The organism is Salegentibacter sp. BDJ18 (assembly GCF_017579965.1).
Lineage (GTDB): Bacteria > Bacteroidota > Bacteroidia > Flavobacteriales > Flavobacteriaceae > Salegentibacter.
In genome coordinates this window covers 63,783-81,409 of the sequence record NZ_JAFLQX010000023.1, presented here as the reverse complement: position 1 = coordinate 81,409, position 17,627 = coordinate 63,783, and the positions used below count along the sequence as shown (strand labels likewise).

17 protein-coding genes are annotated in these 17,627 nt (G+C 35.4%); 8 read left to right on the top strand and 9 right to left on the bottom strand.

Features of this window, described 5'->3' with window-relative positions; translation table 11 throughout:
- Window positions 1-3 precede the first annotated feature (3 nt).
- The 4 genes from folE to J0871_RS12575 all read left to right on the top strand — a co-directional run bounded on the left by folE (window position 4) and on the right by J0871_RS12575 (window position 2,406).
- A complete protein-coding gene (gene folE / locus J0871_RS12590; protein WP_093305417.1) occupies window positions 4-600 on the top strand; it encodes a GTP cyclohydrolase I FolE in 597 nt (198 codons plus the stop codon).
- A 44-nt stretch (window positions 601-644) separates the two neighbouring features.
- Window positions 645-953, top strand: a complete 309-nt coding sequence (locus J0871_RS12585; RefSeq protein ID WP_208225711.1) for a hypothetical protein — start codon at window positions 645-647, stop codon at window positions 951-953.
- Between the two features lie 178 nt (window positions 954-1,131).
- Window positions 1,132-2,025: a YihY/virulence factor BrkB family protein gene (locus tag J0871_RS12580; RefSeq protein ID WP_208225710.1), complete on the top strand. Its 894-nt coding sequence runs from the start codon at window positions 1,132-1,134 to the stop codon at window positions 2,023-2,025.
- A 138-nt stretch (window positions 2,026-2,163) separates the two neighbouring features.
- A complete protein-coding gene (locus J0871_RS12575) occupies window positions 2,164-2,406 on the top strand; it encodes a hypothetical protein (RefSeq protein ID WP_075326999.1) in 243 nt (80 codons plus the stop codon).
- Between the two features lie 104 nt (window positions 2,407-2,510).
- On the opposite strand, the gene J0871_RS12570 is transcribed toward J0871_RS12575, so the two are convergent.
- The 8 genes from J0871_RS12570 to J0871_RS12535 form a co-directional block, all read right to left on the bottom strand.
- On the bottom strand, window positions 2,511-4,865 hold the full coding sequence (locus tag J0871_RS12570; RefSeq protein ID WP_208225708.1) for a TonB-dependent receptor: 2,355 nt from the start codon (window positions 4,863-4,865) through the stop codon (window positions 2,511-2,513).
- 45 nt (window positions 4,866-4,910) lie between these two features.
- On the bottom strand, window positions 4,911-5,195 hold the full coding sequence (locus J0871_RS12565) for a hypothetical protein (protein ID WP_208225706.1): 285 nt from the start codon (window positions 5,193-5,195) through the stop codon (window positions 4,911-4,913).
- Window positions 5,196-5,234: 39 nt separating this feature from the next.
- Window positions 5,235-5,537: a DUF6787 family protein gene (locus tag J0871_RS12560; protein ID WP_075326996.1), complete on the bottom strand. Its 303-nt coding sequence runs from the start codon at window positions 5,535-5,537 to the stop codon at window positions 5,235-5,237.
- A 44-nt stretch (window positions 5,538-5,581) separates the two neighbouring features.
- Window positions 5,582-6,001 (bottom strand): DUF6146 family protein, encoded by a 420-nt coding sequence (locus tag J0871_RS12555; protein ID WP_075326995.1) that lies wholly within the window; start codon window positions 5,999-6,001, stop codon window positions 5,582-5,584.
- 114 nt (window positions 6,002-6,115) lie between these two features.
- A complete protein-coding gene (locus J0871_RS12550; protein ID WP_208225704.1) occupies window positions 6,116-6,736 on the bottom strand; it encodes a DUF937 domain-containing protein in 621 nt (206 codons plus the stop codon).
- Between the two features lie 162 nt (window positions 6,737-6,898).
- Entirely contained in the window at window positions 6,899-7,852 is a 954-nt protein-coding gene (locus J0871_RS12545; protein ID WP_208225859.1) for a D-2-hydroxyacid dehydrogenase, read from the bottom strand.
- A gap of 152 nt (window positions 7,853-8,004) precedes the next feature.
- Window positions 8,005-9,069, bottom strand: a complete 1,065-nt coding sequence (gene serC / locus J0871_RS12540; RefSeq protein WP_208225702.1) for a 3-phosphoserine/phosphohydroxythreonine transaminase — start codon at window positions 9,067-9,069, stop codon at window positions 8,005-8,007.
- A 32-nt stretch (window positions 9,070-9,101) separates the two neighbouring features.
- Window positions 9,102-10,151, bottom strand: a complete 1,050-nt coding sequence (locus tag J0871_RS12535) for an acyl-CoA reductase (RefSeq protein ID WP_208225700.1) — start codon at window positions 10,149-10,151, stop codon at window positions 9,102-9,104.
- A gap of 134 nt (window positions 10,152-10,285) precedes the next feature.
- Here J0871_RS12535 and J0871_RS12530 point away from each other — a divergent pair, with 134 nt between their 5' ends.
- Window positions 10,286-10,639: a 4Fe-4S dicluster domain-containing protein gene (locus J0871_RS12530; RefSeq protein WP_057483042.1), complete on the top strand. Its 354-nt coding sequence runs from the start codon at window positions 10,286-10,288 to the stop codon at window positions 10,637-10,639.
- 73 nt (window positions 10,640-10,712) lie between these two features.
- On the opposite strand, the gene J0871_RS12525 is transcribed toward J0871_RS12530, so the two are convergent.
- On the bottom strand, window positions 10,713-11,591 hold the full coding sequence (locus J0871_RS12525) for a helix-turn-helix domain-containing protein (RefSeq protein ID WP_075326991.1): 879 nt from the start codon (window positions 11,589-11,591) through the stop codon (window positions 10,713-10,715).
- A gap of 218 nt (window positions 11,592-11,809) precedes the next feature.
- Between J0871_RS12525 and J0871_RS12520 the strand changes: the two genes are divergently transcribed.
- From J0871_RS12520 to J0871_RS12510, 3 genes are all read left to right on the top strand, one after another.
- Window positions 11,810-12,382, top strand: coding sequence for a T9SS type A sorting domain-containing protein (locus J0871_RS12520; RefSeq protein WP_093305398.1), 573 nt, complete (start codon window positions 11,810-11,812; stop codon window positions 12,380-12,382).
- Window positions 12,383-12,580: 198 nt separating this feature from the next.
- The gene (locus tag J0871_RS12515) at window positions 12,581-16,912 is read left to right on the top strand and encodes a PAS domain-containing protein (RefSeq protein ID WP_208225698.1); all 4,332 of its coding nucleotides are present in this window, start codon (window positions 12,581-12,583) and stop codon (window positions 16,910-16,912) included.
- Between the two features lie 208 nt (window positions 16,913-17,120).
- Window positions 17,121-17,549 carry a response regulator gene (locus J0871_RS12510; protein WP_075326988.1) on the top strand — a complete coding sequence of 143 codons (429 nt, stop codon included), beginning with the start codon at window positions 17,121-17,123 and terminating at the stop codon, window positions 17,547-17,549.
- Window positions 17,550-17,627 lie beyond the last annotated feature (78 nt).

Sequence of the window (17,627 nt, the reverse complement as noted above, 5' to 3'; positions counted from 1 at the left end):
AAGATGGCTTATAAATTTAAAGAAGAATATAATATTGAGGTTACTGACGGACTTCAGCAAAATTATAAAAATATCCTTGAAGGGATAGGGGAGGATATTAGCCGTGAAGGCATAGAAAACACTCCAGAACGCGCGGCAAAAGCTATGCAATTCTTAACGCAGGGTTATAAAATGGATGCTAAAACCATTTTAGAAAAAGCGATGTTCAAGGAGAGTTATGATGAGATGGTGGTGGTAAAAGATATAGAATTATATTCTTTATGCGAACACCATATGTTGCCTTTTTTTGGAAAAGCTCATATTGCCTACATTCCTAACGGGCATATTGTTGGCTTAAGCAAATTACCCAGAGTGGTAGATGTTTTTGCACGCAGGCTACAGGTACAGGAGCGTTTAACGCATGATATTTTAGAATGTATAAACAACACCCTTAAACCAAAAGGAGTAGCAGTTGTTATAGAAGCAGTACATATGTGTATGATGATGCGAGGAGTGCAAAAGCAAAATAGTGCGACTACAACTTCAGGATTTAGGGGGCAATTTGAGAAGATAGAAACCAGAAATGAGTTTTTAAAACTTATTAGCTCAGATCTTAAATAACAAACTGGCACTTTATTTGCTTTATTTGGCTAAAAGCAATCAAAATGAAACTTTTAAAAGATAAACTATTTATAAAAGGCCTAATGTACGATGCTATTGGTATGGCTACTATGGCAATCCCTTTGGTTGGGCCGTTTCTTGATTTATTATGGGCACCTTATGCAGCCAGAAAAATGGGCGAAATGTACCCTGGCAAAAAAGGAAAAGTAGCTTCTGTACTTGTATTTCTTGAAGAGATTTTACCGGGAACCGATATTATTCCAACATTTACGCTGATGTATTTCTATACTTTTGTGTGGAGTAAAAAGAAGCAGCCTAAAGAACGGGTAATTGAAGTTGAAATAATAGAGTAAAGCCTAAAGCTAATTTTCGATTAACGAAAACTCTTTCAAAATTTTATAAAAGCGGAATTCCTTATCGGGATTCCGCTTTTTTTGCATTTGTTGTAAATTATTTAAAAACTCTTTAACAGCGGGTACTCTTTGGTTTTAAATGTTTTATGTAATTTATGCTGAATGCAAAATTTATAATATGACAGAGTTTGAACAGGACCGAAACACTATTTCCAATCCGTCAAAAATTTCTTTTTCCGGCTGGAAGAAAATAGCAATTATAATAAAAGATAAAATAGATGAGAATAACTTAAGTATAGTCTCTGCCGGTGTTGCTTTTTATGCATTTTTAGCGATTTTCCCAGCTGTAATGGCGCTGGTTTCAATTTACGGGTTGGCGGTAAATCCTGAGCAAATTGAATATCAACTAAACCAGATTGCTTCCATGGTGCCAGAAGAAGCCTTTGGGATTGTTGAAAAGAGGCTGGAAGCATTTATCTCCACTTCGGGTAAAACATTAGGTTGGGGAATGGCAATAGGTATTTTATTTAGTATTTGGAGTGCGAATAAAGGAATGAAATCTTTATTTACCGGTATTGATATTGCTTATGCAACCCGCAGCACCCGGGGATTTATAAAACAGAATGCACTTACTTTAATATTTACTTTTGCCGCTATTATCCTGGTGATTTTAAGTATGGGTTTAATAGTTGTTTTTCCAGCGGTAGTAGGGGAATTAGGCTTGCCTCAAAATATTGAAAACCTTATTAGCTGGTTACGCTGGCCAATTCTAGCATTAATTGTTGGATTTTTTCTTTGCATTATTTATAAATATGCTCCTGCGCGGAATAACCCGAAATTAAAATGGGTGGTTCCCGGGGCGTTGGTCGCCACTATTCTATGGTTAATCGCTTCATGGGGTTTCTCTTTTTATGTTAGTAATTTTGGAAGTTATGGGGAAGTTTACGGTTCTATTGCCGCAGTGGTTATTATGATGCTTTGGCTATTTATAAGCTGCTTTACCGTGCTTTTAGGAGCGCAACTAAATTCAGCTTCAGAAAGATATGCTAAAAAAGTTACCGCTTTTGAATAAAATTTCAACTGAATATTCTCTTGATCTAAGAGCGTTAAAACTGTGTTATTTGAAATCTCTTTAACGTTAGGTATTTAGAATTACCACGATATTTATATAAACCGAGAATTTTCGGAACTAAAACCAAAAAATAATATTATGAATAGTCAGGCAGTAATACAAAAAGGAATGAAATGGCTTAAACGTGCTGTTATCTTAAAAGCAGGAAAGGTGATTATGAAAAAACCGGCAAGTGCTCTTGGAGTGGGCGCGGTAGCAGCTGGAGCAGGAATTGCAGCCTATAGTTTTCTTAAAAAAAGAAAGAAAAATGACCTAACCCATATAGATAATATTGAAGACAATAATCCCGAAGTTAAAGGGAAAAAGAAAATTATAGTTTAAATACCCCAAATACTTAGAATTAGACCTCACAATTCCGCATTTGCGGAATTGTGAGGTCTTTTTATTTGCATAAAATAGGTTCGGTCTTTTTGTGGATTATTTAATTAAAGCAACCACCTTACTGAAACAGAAATATTTCTACCAATATTAGAGATACCGTCAGGTTTTAAACGGGAAAGATGTGAAATATAATCTTTATTCAAAATATTGTTAGCACTTACACCAATTCTCATTTCACTGGAATTAATAGTGAATTGTCCTCCAAATCCTGCACCTAATAGACCATAACCACCGGTGCGGGTTTCAAAAGTATCTACATTATTTTGATTAAATACATTTTTCAATCTTAAGAAAGCATATTTACTATATATTTTATCTTCTGGATTGTCAAATTCTAATCTTAAGGTATTGGTTAGGGAATTTGCTGGAATTAGCGGTAAATATTCTCCATTACTTCTTTTTCCGGTTACGGTCTCAAAACTACTTTCAAGGTGCAACCAGTCTAAAGGGTGCGGGTGAATATGAACTCCAACTTCACCACCATATATTTCAGCATTATTTTGGGTGTATTCAAAAACAGGATTATCATCTATTAATTCTCCCGTAGGCTGTAAATAAATATAATCGCTTATTGAATTATGAAATCCGTTCACGAAAGCTTCAAAATGCTTATTTCGCCATTCTAAAGAAAGATCTACCTGGAAATTCTGTTCATTTTCAAGATTTTGATCTCCAATTTCATACCTATTGGTACCGTGGTGAGAACCGTTAGAGGTTAATTCAGATAAATTTGGCGCTCTAAAACCGGTAGCCAGGTTTAATCTTGCGCTTAAATTTTCGGTAACATTATATTTTGCCCCCAGCGCACCGTTTATACTTTTATACGAATTATTTATTGCAGCAATTTCACCTGTTTCGTGGTCGTGTTCGTGTTCGTGTTCGTGTTCATCTTCATGTTCTTCACCTTCATGTTCGTCTTCAGTATGTTCTTCTTCGTGAGCTTCTATTGCTTTGCTATCTATATTCCTGGTATCAAAACGCAAACCTCCTTGGAAATCCCATCGGTCAAAATGAACGTGGGTAGTGGCGAAAAAACCAAAATCTGTAGTAGTGGCATCTGGGATTAAAATTTCTTCGCCATAGTTTGTATTGGTTTGGTGCATTCCCTGAACTCCCAAAATGGTTTCAAATCTCCCTGTTCTTGGTAAATTATATTTTAAATTATAATTTAAAGTTTCCAGGTGCATTTCTAAAGCAGGATGGTCAGCGCCTTCTTCCTCATGGAGCTCTTCTTCCTCTTCATGTTCTTCTTCCCCGTGTTCCTCTTCGTGGTGGTGTTCTTCAAACTCTTTACGAGTGTTATACTGATAGCCTACTTTAAAATCCAGGCTTGAATTGTTGAAATAAAGCTTATTCTCTAAACTTAAAATATGGTTATCTATTTCCTGGTAGGGAAGAAGGGGATCTTTATCTGTAGATTGTACCCCTATTTCTTCCGGAATTCCAATATTAGATTTATTGAAATTATACCTTAAATCGGTTTTGAATTTAGCATCCTGGTAGCCGATGCCCGCTTTAAAATCGGTTTCATTAAATCGGGTATTAGTAACCCTTTCGCCATCTCCGGTTTCATAATCACTATGTGCGGCGTAACTACCGCGGGCCAGAAATTTTAATTTTTCTCCAGATGTTTTGGCCATCACGCTTCCCTGGTATCCCTGGGTATTGCTGAAATAATTTACATCAGCTTCAGCGTTGGTTTTGTTTGATGCTGCGTAACGTTCTGGATTCAGGTAAAGTACACCACCAATAGCGTCACTTCCGTAAAGTAGGGAAGCCGGGCCTTTTATAACCTCAACGCTTTCAATTCCTTTAGAGCTTATACCAAGCCCGTGCTCATCTCCATACTGCTGATTTTCTAATCTAACTCCCTGTGTATAAACCAAAACACGATTAGAACTTAAACCTCTAATTACCGGTTTTCCAATTCCAACTCCTGTGGTTAAACTTTCCACGCCGGCAATTTGGGTTATCCCGTCGCTTAAAGTAACGGCTCCTTTACGGTTTAATTCTGCTACATTCTCCCGTTCTACACGCATTACATTTTCACTTTGTAACTGGTGAAAAGGAGTAGAGACTATCACTTCTTCCATCTCTATGGCCGATTTTTCTAAAGTGATATTTAAAGTAGAAGTTTCAGGAAAATCTAATTCGTTGGAGTAGGTGCCGAAACCTACCGAAGAAACTACAATTTTAAACTTTCCGTTAGGAATATTTTCAACTGTAAAGTTGCCATCAAGATCGGTCATAGCACCTTTACTTAATTCAGGAAAATAAACATTGGCACTAAATACCGGTTCTTCGGTTTCAGCATTGGTAACCTTGCCCGAGAAGTTATTCTGAGCATATATAATTGGACTCACTGCTATAAAAAGCAATGAGAAAAGTAAACTTTTCATATATTATTTTTAAATAATTAAAATTCTAACAAATAAAAACGGATGTTAGGCAGCCAATGGAGGACCGCGAAGCTCGAAAGGGAGCTTTTGATAATCACTTAAAAATTGATAAAAATCGAAGAATTGTTTTTTGATCTGCTTTTCTACAAGCGGCTCAAAATTTATAAAATCGGCAGCAAGTACCGGACTTTGATGAAAAGAATAGAGTTCACAGTCCAGGCTACTTTCGTGAAAATGCTCATCAGCATAATTTACACATAATTCGTGGCCGTGACCGCTAAAAATATGCGAGAAACTTATTACAACCGGAAGCAAAAGTAATGCTCCCAATAATATAGCGAATATGTGTTTAAAGAGTTTCAAGAATAATTACTGGAATAATTTAGCAAAGCCCATTCTACTTAGCATTTTCTTTTCGAAGGCCCAAAAGAACTGAAACTGGCCAAAAATCCAGCCAAAACTAACCAATAAAACCTGGTAAATAGGAAAAATCAGGAATATTCTAGCGCTCCAGTAAACCGCCCAATGAGAGGATGCCTGGTAGATACCCAGGAAATTACATAGAGGCTCAGCTAATTTAGCTGAAGTAGACCCGGTAATAGCAAACACTATAAATATTATAAATATTTGCCAATTAGAATCTATACCCCAACGTGCTTTTAACTTATTCATGCGGCAAAAATACTAAAAGCTTCGGAGAATTAAAATAATGAGTGTTAAATACGCGTAGGTACAGAGAATCGCTGATTATAATGCCTGCTGAAAAACACAAAGTAATTGTATAGCAAATAATTTACCTCGTACCCGTAATCTATATTAGGATCGTAATTAATTTCCTGCAAATAAAGATCGGAATTATAGACCTGTGGTTGCCTAACGCGTTGATTATAATCTGAAACCAAAATTCGGTTTTTGTTTTCCAGGTATTGTTGAGAATAATAACCTTCAGGTTTTGCTATAGAATTTATAAAAAGATTAAACCCCGGTTCAATAATTATAATTTCATATTCCAGGCTATCGTTTGCAATGCGCACTGTATCCTCATTTATTTGAGAATCTCCAAGGTTTCTATTTCTTGAGCTTCCGCAGCTATAAATAAATAAACCCAGTAGTAAAATATAAATGAAGTTTTTCATGCCTGTTCTTTATTCTAAAATCGAGACTAAATTTTTCAATGTATTCCTTCATTAAACAAGAAGGAATACATTAAAATTTTATCTACTGAAAAATATAAAATTCTTTAAATTAATTTATTTTCCGCCTAACATACCACCAAGCAGACTGCCACCTTTTTTGCCTTTTTTACCCCCAAAAGCCATTCCGGCAACATCATCTATTACGCTACCATCACCATCGGCGTCTAATAAAGTTTCCAGTAAAGATTGGTCGTGAGAATCATCAGATCCCATAACCGAACCTAATAAACCAGATAAACCAGAAGAATTTACATTATCTTTTCTTTTTTGCTGTCCTAATAAGCCCATAACTACCGGGGCAGCCATTTCCAGGATATTATTCACCGTAGATTCATCAATATTTAATGTTCCGGCAATGGTTTTACTAATTCCGCTTTGTTTTGCTCCCAGAACGTGGTTTAAAATCTTGCTACCTTCTTTGGTAAGTTCCTCAGGATCTTTTTGTCCCAAATTATCTAAAACCTCACCATTATGTTTTTCATCTTGTAGCGCTTTATCTAAGCTTTCGGCACCTTTAGGATCTTTAGCGTTTCTTTTCATTGCGCCAAGAATTAACGGCATAGCCATTCCCAATACCGAGGTAATTTTACTTTTATCTTCTGAAGTTTTTGCGCTGGCTTTGTTGACCAGTTGTTCTCCCGTTTGCGTATTAAGTAAATCTAATATTGAAGCCATAATTTTATTTTTTATTTTAATGAATTTACGGCTTTTAAATAGTAAGTCACGTTAAAGCTTTATTATAATCTGCTCGATAATCGAGATTAGATGCTCCGAGGCTCTCATCCAAAATAAACAGCTGTTCGCTATCAATGGCTACTTTGCTTGCTCTCAGGTAGTTTATTTTTTAAAATAGGAGATTATTTGTTTTGAAAGTTCTAAACCTATGCGTTCCTGTGCTTCAAGCGTGGATGCACCAATATGCGGACTTAAAGATAATTTCTCGTTCATTAACAATTTAATAGCCGGTCTTGGTTCGGCTTCAAAAGTATCTAAACCTGCAAAAGCAACTTTACCATCTTCTATAGCTTCCAAAAGTGCTACTTCATCTATAACCCCGCCACGAGATGTGTTGATAATTCCAACTCCCGGTTTCATCGCCTCTAATTCCTTCTTACCGATCAATGGTTTGGTTTGAGCGGGCACATGAAGCGTAATAAAATCTGAATGCTTTATAAGTTCTTCTACCGGTTCGGTTTTTATAGGAATTTCTATGCTTTGATGATTATAAAATTCTAAAGTGATTTTTACTTCCCCGTCTTCTTTATCGCTGGCAATAACCTTCATTCCCAGACCTAATGCAATTTTAGCAACTTCACGGCCAATCTTGCCAAAACCTATAATTCCTAAAGTTTTTCCGCGGAGTTCAATTCCTGCGGAATAGGATTTTTTTAATTCCTTAAATCTCGATTCACCTTCCAAAGGCATATTCCTGTTGGCATCGAATAATTTTCTTACTCCGCTAAAAAGATGGGCAAAAACAAGTTCTGCCACAGAAGCTGAAGCTGCCTGGGGTGTATTAATAACTTTTATGCCTTTGCTTTCAGCATAGTCTACGGCAATGTTATCTAAACCAACGCCGCCACGACCTATTAATTTTAAATTCTTACACGCATCTATAACAGCCTTATCTACCGTGGTGGCACTACGTACCAATAAAACTTTTATGCCTTTAGAATTAATATAATCGGCAAGTTGTTCCTGGGCAACTTTGGTGCTAACAACTTCAAATCCTGCGTTTTCAAGCTGTTCTATTCCAGCTTTTGCAAGACCATCGTTGGCCAAAATTTTAATCTTTTCAGGTTGAGTTGGAGTAGTAGGTTTATTAAAAAAATCTTCAGGTTTCATTTATTTTATAATTTAATCCCTGTATGGGAATTTTCAGGAATATATTTTCCTGTACGTTTTCAGTTTATTAATACTATTTCAGCTGGTTTTAGGCTTTTTTAGGACTGTTTTTCGAGCTTTTGCATGGTTTCAACCAGTACTTTTACGCTTTCAATATCTAAGGCGTTATACATAGAAGCCCGATACCCTCCAACACTTCTGTGACCGTTAAGTCCGTTAATGCCGGCATCTTTCCAAAGTTTGTCAAAATCTTCTTTCTTGCTTTCGTCTACAAGATTAAAAGTGGCATTCATTGGAGACCTGTCTTCAACTTCAGCAAAACCTTTAAAAAGCGGATTTCTATCTATTTCTTTATAAAGTAAATCGGCTTTTTCGGTATTTCGTTTTTCCATGGCTGCAATTCCGCCGTGATTTTTAATCCATCTTAGGGTTAATAGCGAAACATACACCGCGTAAACAGCCGGAGTGTTAAACATACTGTCTTTTTCCAGGTGTACCTTGTAATTGAGCATAGATGGAATTTCACGCTCTACTTTTCCCAAAATATCTTCTTTAATTACCACGAGTGTAGTTCCCGCAGGGCCCATATTTTTTTGAGCTCCCGCATAAATAAGATCGAATTTTGAAAAATCGAGTTCCCTGGAAAATATATCGCTGCTCATGTCACACACCAACGGGGCATCAACATCAGGGAAATCTTTTATTTGCGTTCCGAAAATGGTGTTATTGCTGGTGCAGTGAAAATAATCTACATCAGAAGGAATTTGATAATTCTTTGGGATATAATTGAAGTTTTTATCTTTAGAAGAGGCCACTTCAACTACTTCGCCAAAAAGTTTCGCTTCTTTTATTGCTTTAGAAGACCAGGTACCGGTATTGAGATAAGCTGCTTTTTTATTCAGTAAATTATAAGCCGTCATTAAAAATTGCATACTGGCACCTCCTTGCAGAAACAAGGCTTTATAGCCTTTATTTTGAAGTCCTAAAAGTTCCAGCGAAAGGTTTCGGGCTTCTTCCATCACATCTACAAAAGCAGCGCTGCGATGCGAAATTTCCATAATAGACAAGCCTGAATCCTGGTAATTTAAAATGCCCTGCGCGGCTTCTTTGAAAACTTCCTGCGGTAAAATACAGGGTCCGGCGCTATAATTATGTTTTTTCATAGTTGGTTTATAAAAGTGGTTAGTCTTATGTTTTAAAGTTCTTCTAAAAATTTTAAAGTATCTACGCCATCGGCATAATCCCATAATTTTGGTTGTTGGGTTTGGCCAAAATCAACTTCAGCATTTGTTCCTACAACGCATTGCAGGTTTTCTTTATTTTGTTCAAGTTTTTCCTGTAATTCCTTTTCATCCTCATATTTTTCATAAAACAAGGTGGCGATAGGGGAACCAAAACTTTCGTCTTCTTTTAGAATAAGAAATCCGTTTTCCAGCAATTTAAATTCACTCATTAAATACACTGCTTTATTATAATCGTAATTATTGGAGTATTTAGCTGAATTCAATAAAGTATTCCACGAGTACATAGCCTTAAAGAAAGCATCAAAATTATAGTTTTTGGGAACATAAAGTTTAGAAACATTGCGGCAACCTAAACCAAAATATCTAAAAACATCTTCGCTTAGAGCTTCCAGTTCTTCTTTACTTTCATTACCGGTAAGTATGGCTACCGAATTTCGGTTTTTTCTTATAATATTAGGTTTCCCAGAGAAATAATACTCAAAATAGCGTGCGGTATTGTTACTTCCGGTAGCGATTACCGCATCAAAATTGGTAAGTTTATCTTCAGTAAATCTTATTCGTTCTTCAAATTCTGGCGCTATATTCATTAAAAACCCGGCAATTACCGGTAATAATTGTTTATCGTTAGAAGATTGTTTTACCAGTACTTTATGCCCTGAAATTAAAACCGAAACAAAATCGTGAAATCCAACTAATGGAATATTGCCTGCCATAATAATGGCTACTGTTTTTTGTTCTGGTTTATCGAATTTATAAGGTTCAAGCCATTGATCCAAATTGCTTGGCGTTAGCGCTTTGCTCCATTGCTGAAGTGAAAAAATCACGTTTTCTCGAGTAAACCAGCCGTTATAATGAACAGCCTGATCAATTTTATTATTTAATTCATTAAAAAATCTTTCGTTTTCTGGCGTTATTTTTATTGAATTATTAGTCGCATCCCCAAAAAGACTCAGGAATTTTCCCACTTGAACAAAATATGATTTTCTTTCTTCGATTGTCATTTCCTTATTTGGTTATGATAGCCAATGGCTTTAAATTTGTAGCGCGAAATTAAAACTTAAGGCGGCAAACTCCTAAAAAACGACGGGAAATACCAACTAAGTTTTATGATAATTAAATTACAAAGAAAAAAGCTATGGCAATTGTTATAACAGATGAGTGCATAAACTGCGGTGCTTGCGAGCCCGAGTGCCCAAATACAGCAATTTACGAAGGTGCAGATGACTGGCGTTATGCCGATGGTACAGACCTGGAAGGTAACGTGGTACTACCCAACGGGAAAGAAGCCGATGCTAACGAAGCTCAGGAACCTATTAGTGATGAGATCTATTATATTGTACCAGATAAGTGTACAGAATGTAAAGGATTTCACGAAGAACCACAATGTGCTGCGGTTTGCCCGGTAGATTGTTGTGTACCAGATGATGAACACGTAGAAAGCGAAGAAGAATTACTCGCAAAGCAGAAATTTATGCACGAGAACGAATAAATTCTGCTGAATTTAGAATATACAAGATCCCATTTTAGTTGAAATGGGATCTTTTTTTATATAATAGAATTGCTTATGAAACCGCGAACTTAATCTCGTTACGATAAACCGAAGGTGACTTACCGGTAAACTTTTTAAACTGCTTGTTAAAGTGACTAAAATTATTAAAACCACTTTCAAAGCACACATCGGTGATACTTATTTGCTTTTCGTGTAGTAATTTTGCAGCGTGTACCAGGCGATATTCGTTCACGAATTGTACAAAAGTTTTTCCAGTCGTTTTTTTGAAATATCTACAAAAAGCCGGCACCGTCATACTCACCACATCGGCAATTTCTTCCAGGGCAATATTTCTTTTAAACTCGTTCTTTACAAAATTAAAGATCACGTTAATTCGATTGTGATCTTCCAGTTCGGTATCCAGTACAAAGCCTTCGGCATTTAAAAGCGTAAAATCTTTTGCATTTTCAAGCATATTAAGAACATCTAGCAAACCCAGTAGCCTTTTATAGTTAGTTAATGAGCTTAAGGCTTCTATCTTTTCCCCAATAAGGTTTTTATCTTCTCCGTGAAAAACAATTCCATTTTTGGCCCGCTCAAGTAAAACCCGCACATTTCTCATTTCAGGAATTTCCCAGAAATTTTTTCCGAGGAAATCTGGGCTGAACTGAATAACGGTTTCCCGGTCGTTATTGGTTAAACTATCTGTAAATCCACAGTGCGGAAGATTGGCGCCAATTAATATAAGATCACCGTTTTGATAATAAGAGACGTGGCTTCCAATTTGTCTTTTACCAGATCCTCCGTTTACATAAACAAGTTCAATTTCGGGATGGTAATGCCAAAATGTGTGGTTTTTGTTTTGATGATCCTGGTTAAAATTTTTAAAAGAAAATGAACTTCCAAAGCTTGGGTCTACTTTTTCAAAAGAAGGTTTACTGGTTTTTAGCATATTCTCAATAAATTAACACTTAGTTAATATGGGCTTAATATAGGTCTTTAATGCAAAATTAACTCCAAAATATGCTATATGCACAATAATTCAATATTAAATTAATGTAAAGATCAATATAGCACATTTTCTTGTTTATTCACTACTATTCAGCAGGGTAAAAGTGCGCTATCTTTGTAATTGTAAACAAGGGGTATTAACAATTAAAAATCAAAATTATGAAAAAACTATTGAAAAATTCGTTATTACTAGTAGTATTGGTAACCGGAATAAACATGTATGCAGCTGACCGTGTGGAAGTTAGTGTTGATAAAGGGCAAACGCTAATTGTAGAATTAGATAATGTAAGTACAGTAAGCTTAGAAGATGCTTCAGGATTTATTCTATTTAAGGATAGCCCGGCTCTTGATGGGAATTATAAGAAACAAATAGATTTTAGTCGTATTCCTGCTGGAACTTACTTTTTAAATACAGAAGATCTTAATGGGATTTACACTACAGAAATTAAGAAATCTTCTACTGGAATAAGCATTGAAGATAAAACTGCTGCGGTTGTTTTTAAACCAATTTACAGAGTGGAATCTAAAAAAGTGAAATTTTTTCTAACCAATCCGGCAGAAACTAATGCCACTTTAAAGGTATATGATGCTACAGGAAAACTTGTAGGAGAAGTTAAAGGAAAAGGTTACACAATGAACAAAACCCTGGATTTTTCTAAAATGCCAAAGGGAGAATACACATTTACACTAAACGTTGCTGACAAAACAGTTACAGAAAAACTTTCAATTTAAGTAAGTTTATTAATTCAACTTAAAGCAGGAATTTGCACCTAAAATTCCTGCTTTTATTATTTAAAGGCCGAAACTGGTTTCTCCAGTTTCGGTTTTTTTATTCCTATTAAAATAGTCTCACAAATTTTAAGTATTTTCCAAAACAATTAGCGCTTTATTTTAAATAATTAAATTCAAGTCCAGTAATCCCAATCTGTAATGATTAACCTCACGCAACAAAAAGAAGTATTCCTGTCTTTTCCTGACAATTGTTTCTTATTACTACCAGATGATCCAAAATTTACAATTATTGAAGTTAATCGTGCCTTTATAAATACTTCTGGAATGAAGCGCGACCAATTGGTGGGAAATGGTATGCTGGAAGTTTTTGGTAAAGAAAATAGAGATCACGATTTTATTAGAATAATTACTAAATTTTTTAGGGAAGCTATAGAATTTGGCGAACCAAATCATATTCCCCAGGTAAGATATGACTTGCCAGATGAAAAGGGTGCACTACAGCGAAAAATTTGGGAAGCAGATAATATTCCTATTAAAAATGAAAATGGTGAAATTGAATTTATTTTACACCGGGTACGTGATATAACTCAAGTAATTAGAACCAGAGAAGAGGGGCAGGTTTCGCTGAAAAATTTAAAGGAAAATGAAAAATTTCTAAAAGAAACTCAGGAAGTTGCAAAAATTGGCAGCTGGCAGTTGGATATTGAACAGAATACACTTTCCTGGTCTAAAATGCTTAAGGAAATTCACGAGGTTTCGCAAGATTTTTCACCGGGTCTTGATGCTGCGATAGGTTTTTATAAAACAGAAAAAGATAGGACCACCATAAAAAATGCAGTTTCTAATGCCATTGAAACCGGTAAAACTTTTGATCTTGAACTGGAAATTATTACTGCAAAAAATAATGATAAATGGATAAGAGCCACGGGGAAACCACATTTTAAAAACGGAAAATGTGTTAGAGTATTTGGAGCTACCCAGGATATTACTTCCCGTAAACTTGCTCAAATTAGACTTGAAAACATTAACGATAATATTCCAGGAGTTGTTTTTAGATATAAACTTAAACCAAATGGTGATGACCAATTAATGTACATAAGCGAAGGAGTTCGGAATGTTTGGGGGATCACCCCACAGGAAGCAACGCGAGACAATAGCGTTGTATGGGATTTGTATTATGAAGATGACGTGCCGGGACTTAAAAAAACAATCAATGAATCTGCCGGTAATTTAAATATGTGGACCTATGAGTGGCGGGTAAAACATCCCGAAAGAGGTTTGCGATGGAATAGGGGATTTGGAACTCCGCAGAAACTGGCAGATAAAAGTGTAGTTTGGGATTGCATTGTTTTAGATGTAACCGAAGAAAAATTGGCGTATGAATTATTAGAAATTAATGAATCCAGGCAGCGTAGTTTACTCGAGTCTCAAACCAATTATGTTATTAGAACCGATACCGACGGAAATTATACCTATTACAATTCAAAATTTAAAGAAGATTTTGGTTGGATCCATACAGAGGAGGGTTTAATTGGAAATAGTTGTATGATAGCGGTTGTGGAAGAAGACAGGCCAAAAGTGCAGGAAACTGCCATTAAATGCCTGGAGAATCCTAATGAAACATTTCAAATAGAGATAGGAAAACCCCGAAGGGATGGTAAAACCCGAACTACGGTATGGGATTTTATTGCTTTATGTGATGCCGAAGGAAATCCAAATGAAATTCAGTGTATAGGGATTGATATTTCAGAAAAAAAAGAAGCAGAGTTATCGCTCAATGAAGCCAAAAAGCAATATGAAGGATTAATAAACAGCATAGAAGGTGTTTTTTGGGAAATGGATGCAAAAACCTTTGAGTTTACCTTTGTAAGTGAACAGGCAAAAGATTTAATAGGAATTAAGCCTGAAGATTGGTATCACGATGCAGGCTTTTGGCAAAACCATATACATCCTGAAGACCGTGAATACGCGGTAAATTTTTGTTCTAACCAGGTAAAAAAAGGAAATAACCACAGCTTTGAATACCGAATGCAAAAAGCAGATGGTAGTTATGTGTGGTTAAGTGATGTGGTTTCGGTAATAAGAGAAAACGGGGAAATCAAATGGTTAAGAGGTATTATGACAGATATCTCGAAAAGAAAAAGAGCTGAAGAACAAATTCAGTTAAGCGAGCAACGTTTTAAAGGTTTGGTGCAGGAAGGTGGCGATTTAATTGCCATATTAGATGAAAATGGAGATTATATCTATGCAAGCCCTACTTCAGTTTCTGTTTTAGGCTTTACCCAGGAAGATTTTAAAAATAGAAATGCATTTGATTTTATTCATCCTGACGATCTCCCAAAGGTTCAAAAGGAATTTGCAAAAATAGACCAGCAAAAAAGAATAGAAATTAGTGGCTTTAGGTTTAAGCACAAAAATGGAGATTGGCGATGGTTGGAAACTACCTTAACCAATCTTTCTGATGATCCCGCAGTAAACGGATTTGTTTCTAACGCCAGGGATATTACCGATAAGAAGCGTTTTCAGGAATTAGAGAATTTAGAGCGAAAAGTCCTGGAAATGAATTTTAAAAAAACTTCCCGATTAAAGGAAATCCTTAATTTTTATGTGGAGAGCCTGGAAAAGATAAATCCTAATGCATTTTTTGTTATTCAAAGGTTTGAAAACGAGAATTTATCTTATTGGGCTTCCGGTGAAATTGAGCCCTCTCTTGTAGAAGCTTTAAATGAGCTGGGAATTGAAAAAAGAGAAAAAATATTTTCTGTATTTGACGAGGGGAAACCTGTTAATTTAAAAATAAATAAAGTTCCAGATTCCAATTTAAAAGCACTGGCATTAGAAAATGAAATTGAATCCTGCTCTACTTACCCAATTATAGATTCAAAAGGCGAAAGACTGGGTATTTTTACGGTTTTTTATAAAAAAGAGCATTTTTCTGAAGAAAAAAAGGAGCAAAGAAGTATTAAAAGAGCGGTTGGATTGCTACAGTTAATTATTGAATTTCAGATAAATGAACTCGCCTTAAAACGTAGCAATCAACGCTACGAGTTTGTAAATAAAGCTACCGAAGATGCCATTTATGATTGGGATGTGGTAAAGGATGAGCTTAAATGGGGAGATGGGTTTTACAAAATGGTTGGCGCCGATAGGGAGGATGCAAAGTTTTCACTCGGAAAATGGAGCGAAGGCGTTCACCCCAATCATATAGGTGAAGTATATGAAAGTCTGGAAAATAGTTTAAAAGATAAGAGTAAAAACAAATGGAGTTCTGAATATCTATTTAGAAAAGCCAACGGAGATTTTTTAAATATTATTGATAACGGCTATATTATTAGGAATGAGGAAGGCTTAGCGGTGAGAATGATTGGAGTACTTCGTGATGTTTCAGACATTAGAGCTTACGAAAAGGAACTTGAAAACGCAAACGAAAGATACCGTTATGTAACCAAAGCCACCTCTGATGCTATTTGGGATTATGATGTAGTGGAAGGGGAATTATTCTGGGGGGCAGGATTCGAAAATTTATTCGGCTATAATTTGAACGATTTTAAACCGAAACTTTCTACGTGGTACAATAAAATTCACCCAGAAGATCAGGGAAGAATTGTTAATAGCTTTCAGGAATTTCTTAACAGTGAAGATACTATTTGGGAAGAGGAATATAGGTATATAAATGCCCAGGGTGAATATATGGATGTTTTTGACAGAGGTTTTGTAGTACGTGATAAAAATAATAAAGCCCTTAGGGTAGTTGGTGCAATGCAGGATATTTCGCGTAAAAAACAATACGAAATATCGCTTAAAAAGCTTAATGCAGAATTAAAAGAAAGAGCTAAAGAGCTGGCTACCTCAAATGCAGAATTAGAACAGTTTGCCTACGTAGCCTCTCATGACCTCCAGGAACCATTGCGCATGGTGACAAGCTTTTTAACTCAATTAGAAAAAAAATATGCAGATGTTCTGGACGAAAAAGGTTTGTTGTATATAGATTTTGCCGTAGATGGTGCAAAAAGAATGCGACAAATTATTTTAGATCTTTTAGAATTCTCAAGGGTAGGTAGAACCGAAGATAAACTTGAAACTGTTGCATTAGATGATATTTTAGAAGAAATTAAATACCTGTACAGGAAAAGGATAGAGGAAAGAAATGTAAGGATTGTAAACGTAAATTTACCGGTAATAAAAGTGCCAAAAAGTCCAATAAGACAGGTATTTCAAAATATTATTAGTAACGCTATTAAATACAGCAAAGCAGATGTAAATCCTACGATTACCATTGATTTTCAGGAGACTGCAAATTTCTGGGAATTTAGCATAAAAGATAATGGGATTGGGATAGATAAAGAATATTTTGATCGTATTTTTGTGATTTTTCAGCGCCTGCACCATAGGGATGAATATTCGGGTACCGGAATGGGACTCGCGGTAACCAAAAAAATTATTGAGAACCTGGGCGGTAACATTTGGGTAGAATCCCAGGTAGGAAATGGGAGTATTTTTCACTTTACCATTTCCAAATATATTTCATAATAATAAATAGTTTCTAATAATTAGATTTACATTAAAAATGATTTATATTTTTAGTTAATTATTGCGTAAATCCGTATATTCTACTCGGCAATGGAGATATAAATACATCGATCTTGCTTATAACATTAAATAATTGTCAATTTTGAATACCCCATAAGTTACTATGTGGTAGATTATTATTAAAACTTTCAAATAAATTCTTATAGCTATGGAATCTATCCACATACTTTTGGTTGAAGATAATGAAGGCGATATACTTTTAACTTCTGAAGCGCTTGAAGACGGCAAAATTCTAAATAAATTAAGTGTGGTTAGAGATGGGAAAGAGGCGATGGATTTTCTGGATAAAAAAGGAACGCATGTAAAAGCACTTACCCCAGATCTAATTTTACTGGATGTAAATCTTCCAAAAATGAATGGGCACGAAGTTCTTAAATTTGTTAAACAGCATAAAGATCTGAAACAAATTCCCGTAATTATGCTCACTACTTCGTCTTCCAAAGAAGATATAGATATTTCTTACCAGAATTATGCAAACTGTTATATCACAAAACCTATAGAAGTAGAAGATTTTATGAAAGCCGTGAATCAAATTGAAGAGTTTTGGGTGAATTTGGTAAAACATCCCTCTAAATAGTCGTTTTTCTTCAAAATATAATTAACATTATATTTTAAATCTTTGTTAATTAAAATCCGCTTGCATTGTTTTAACTTT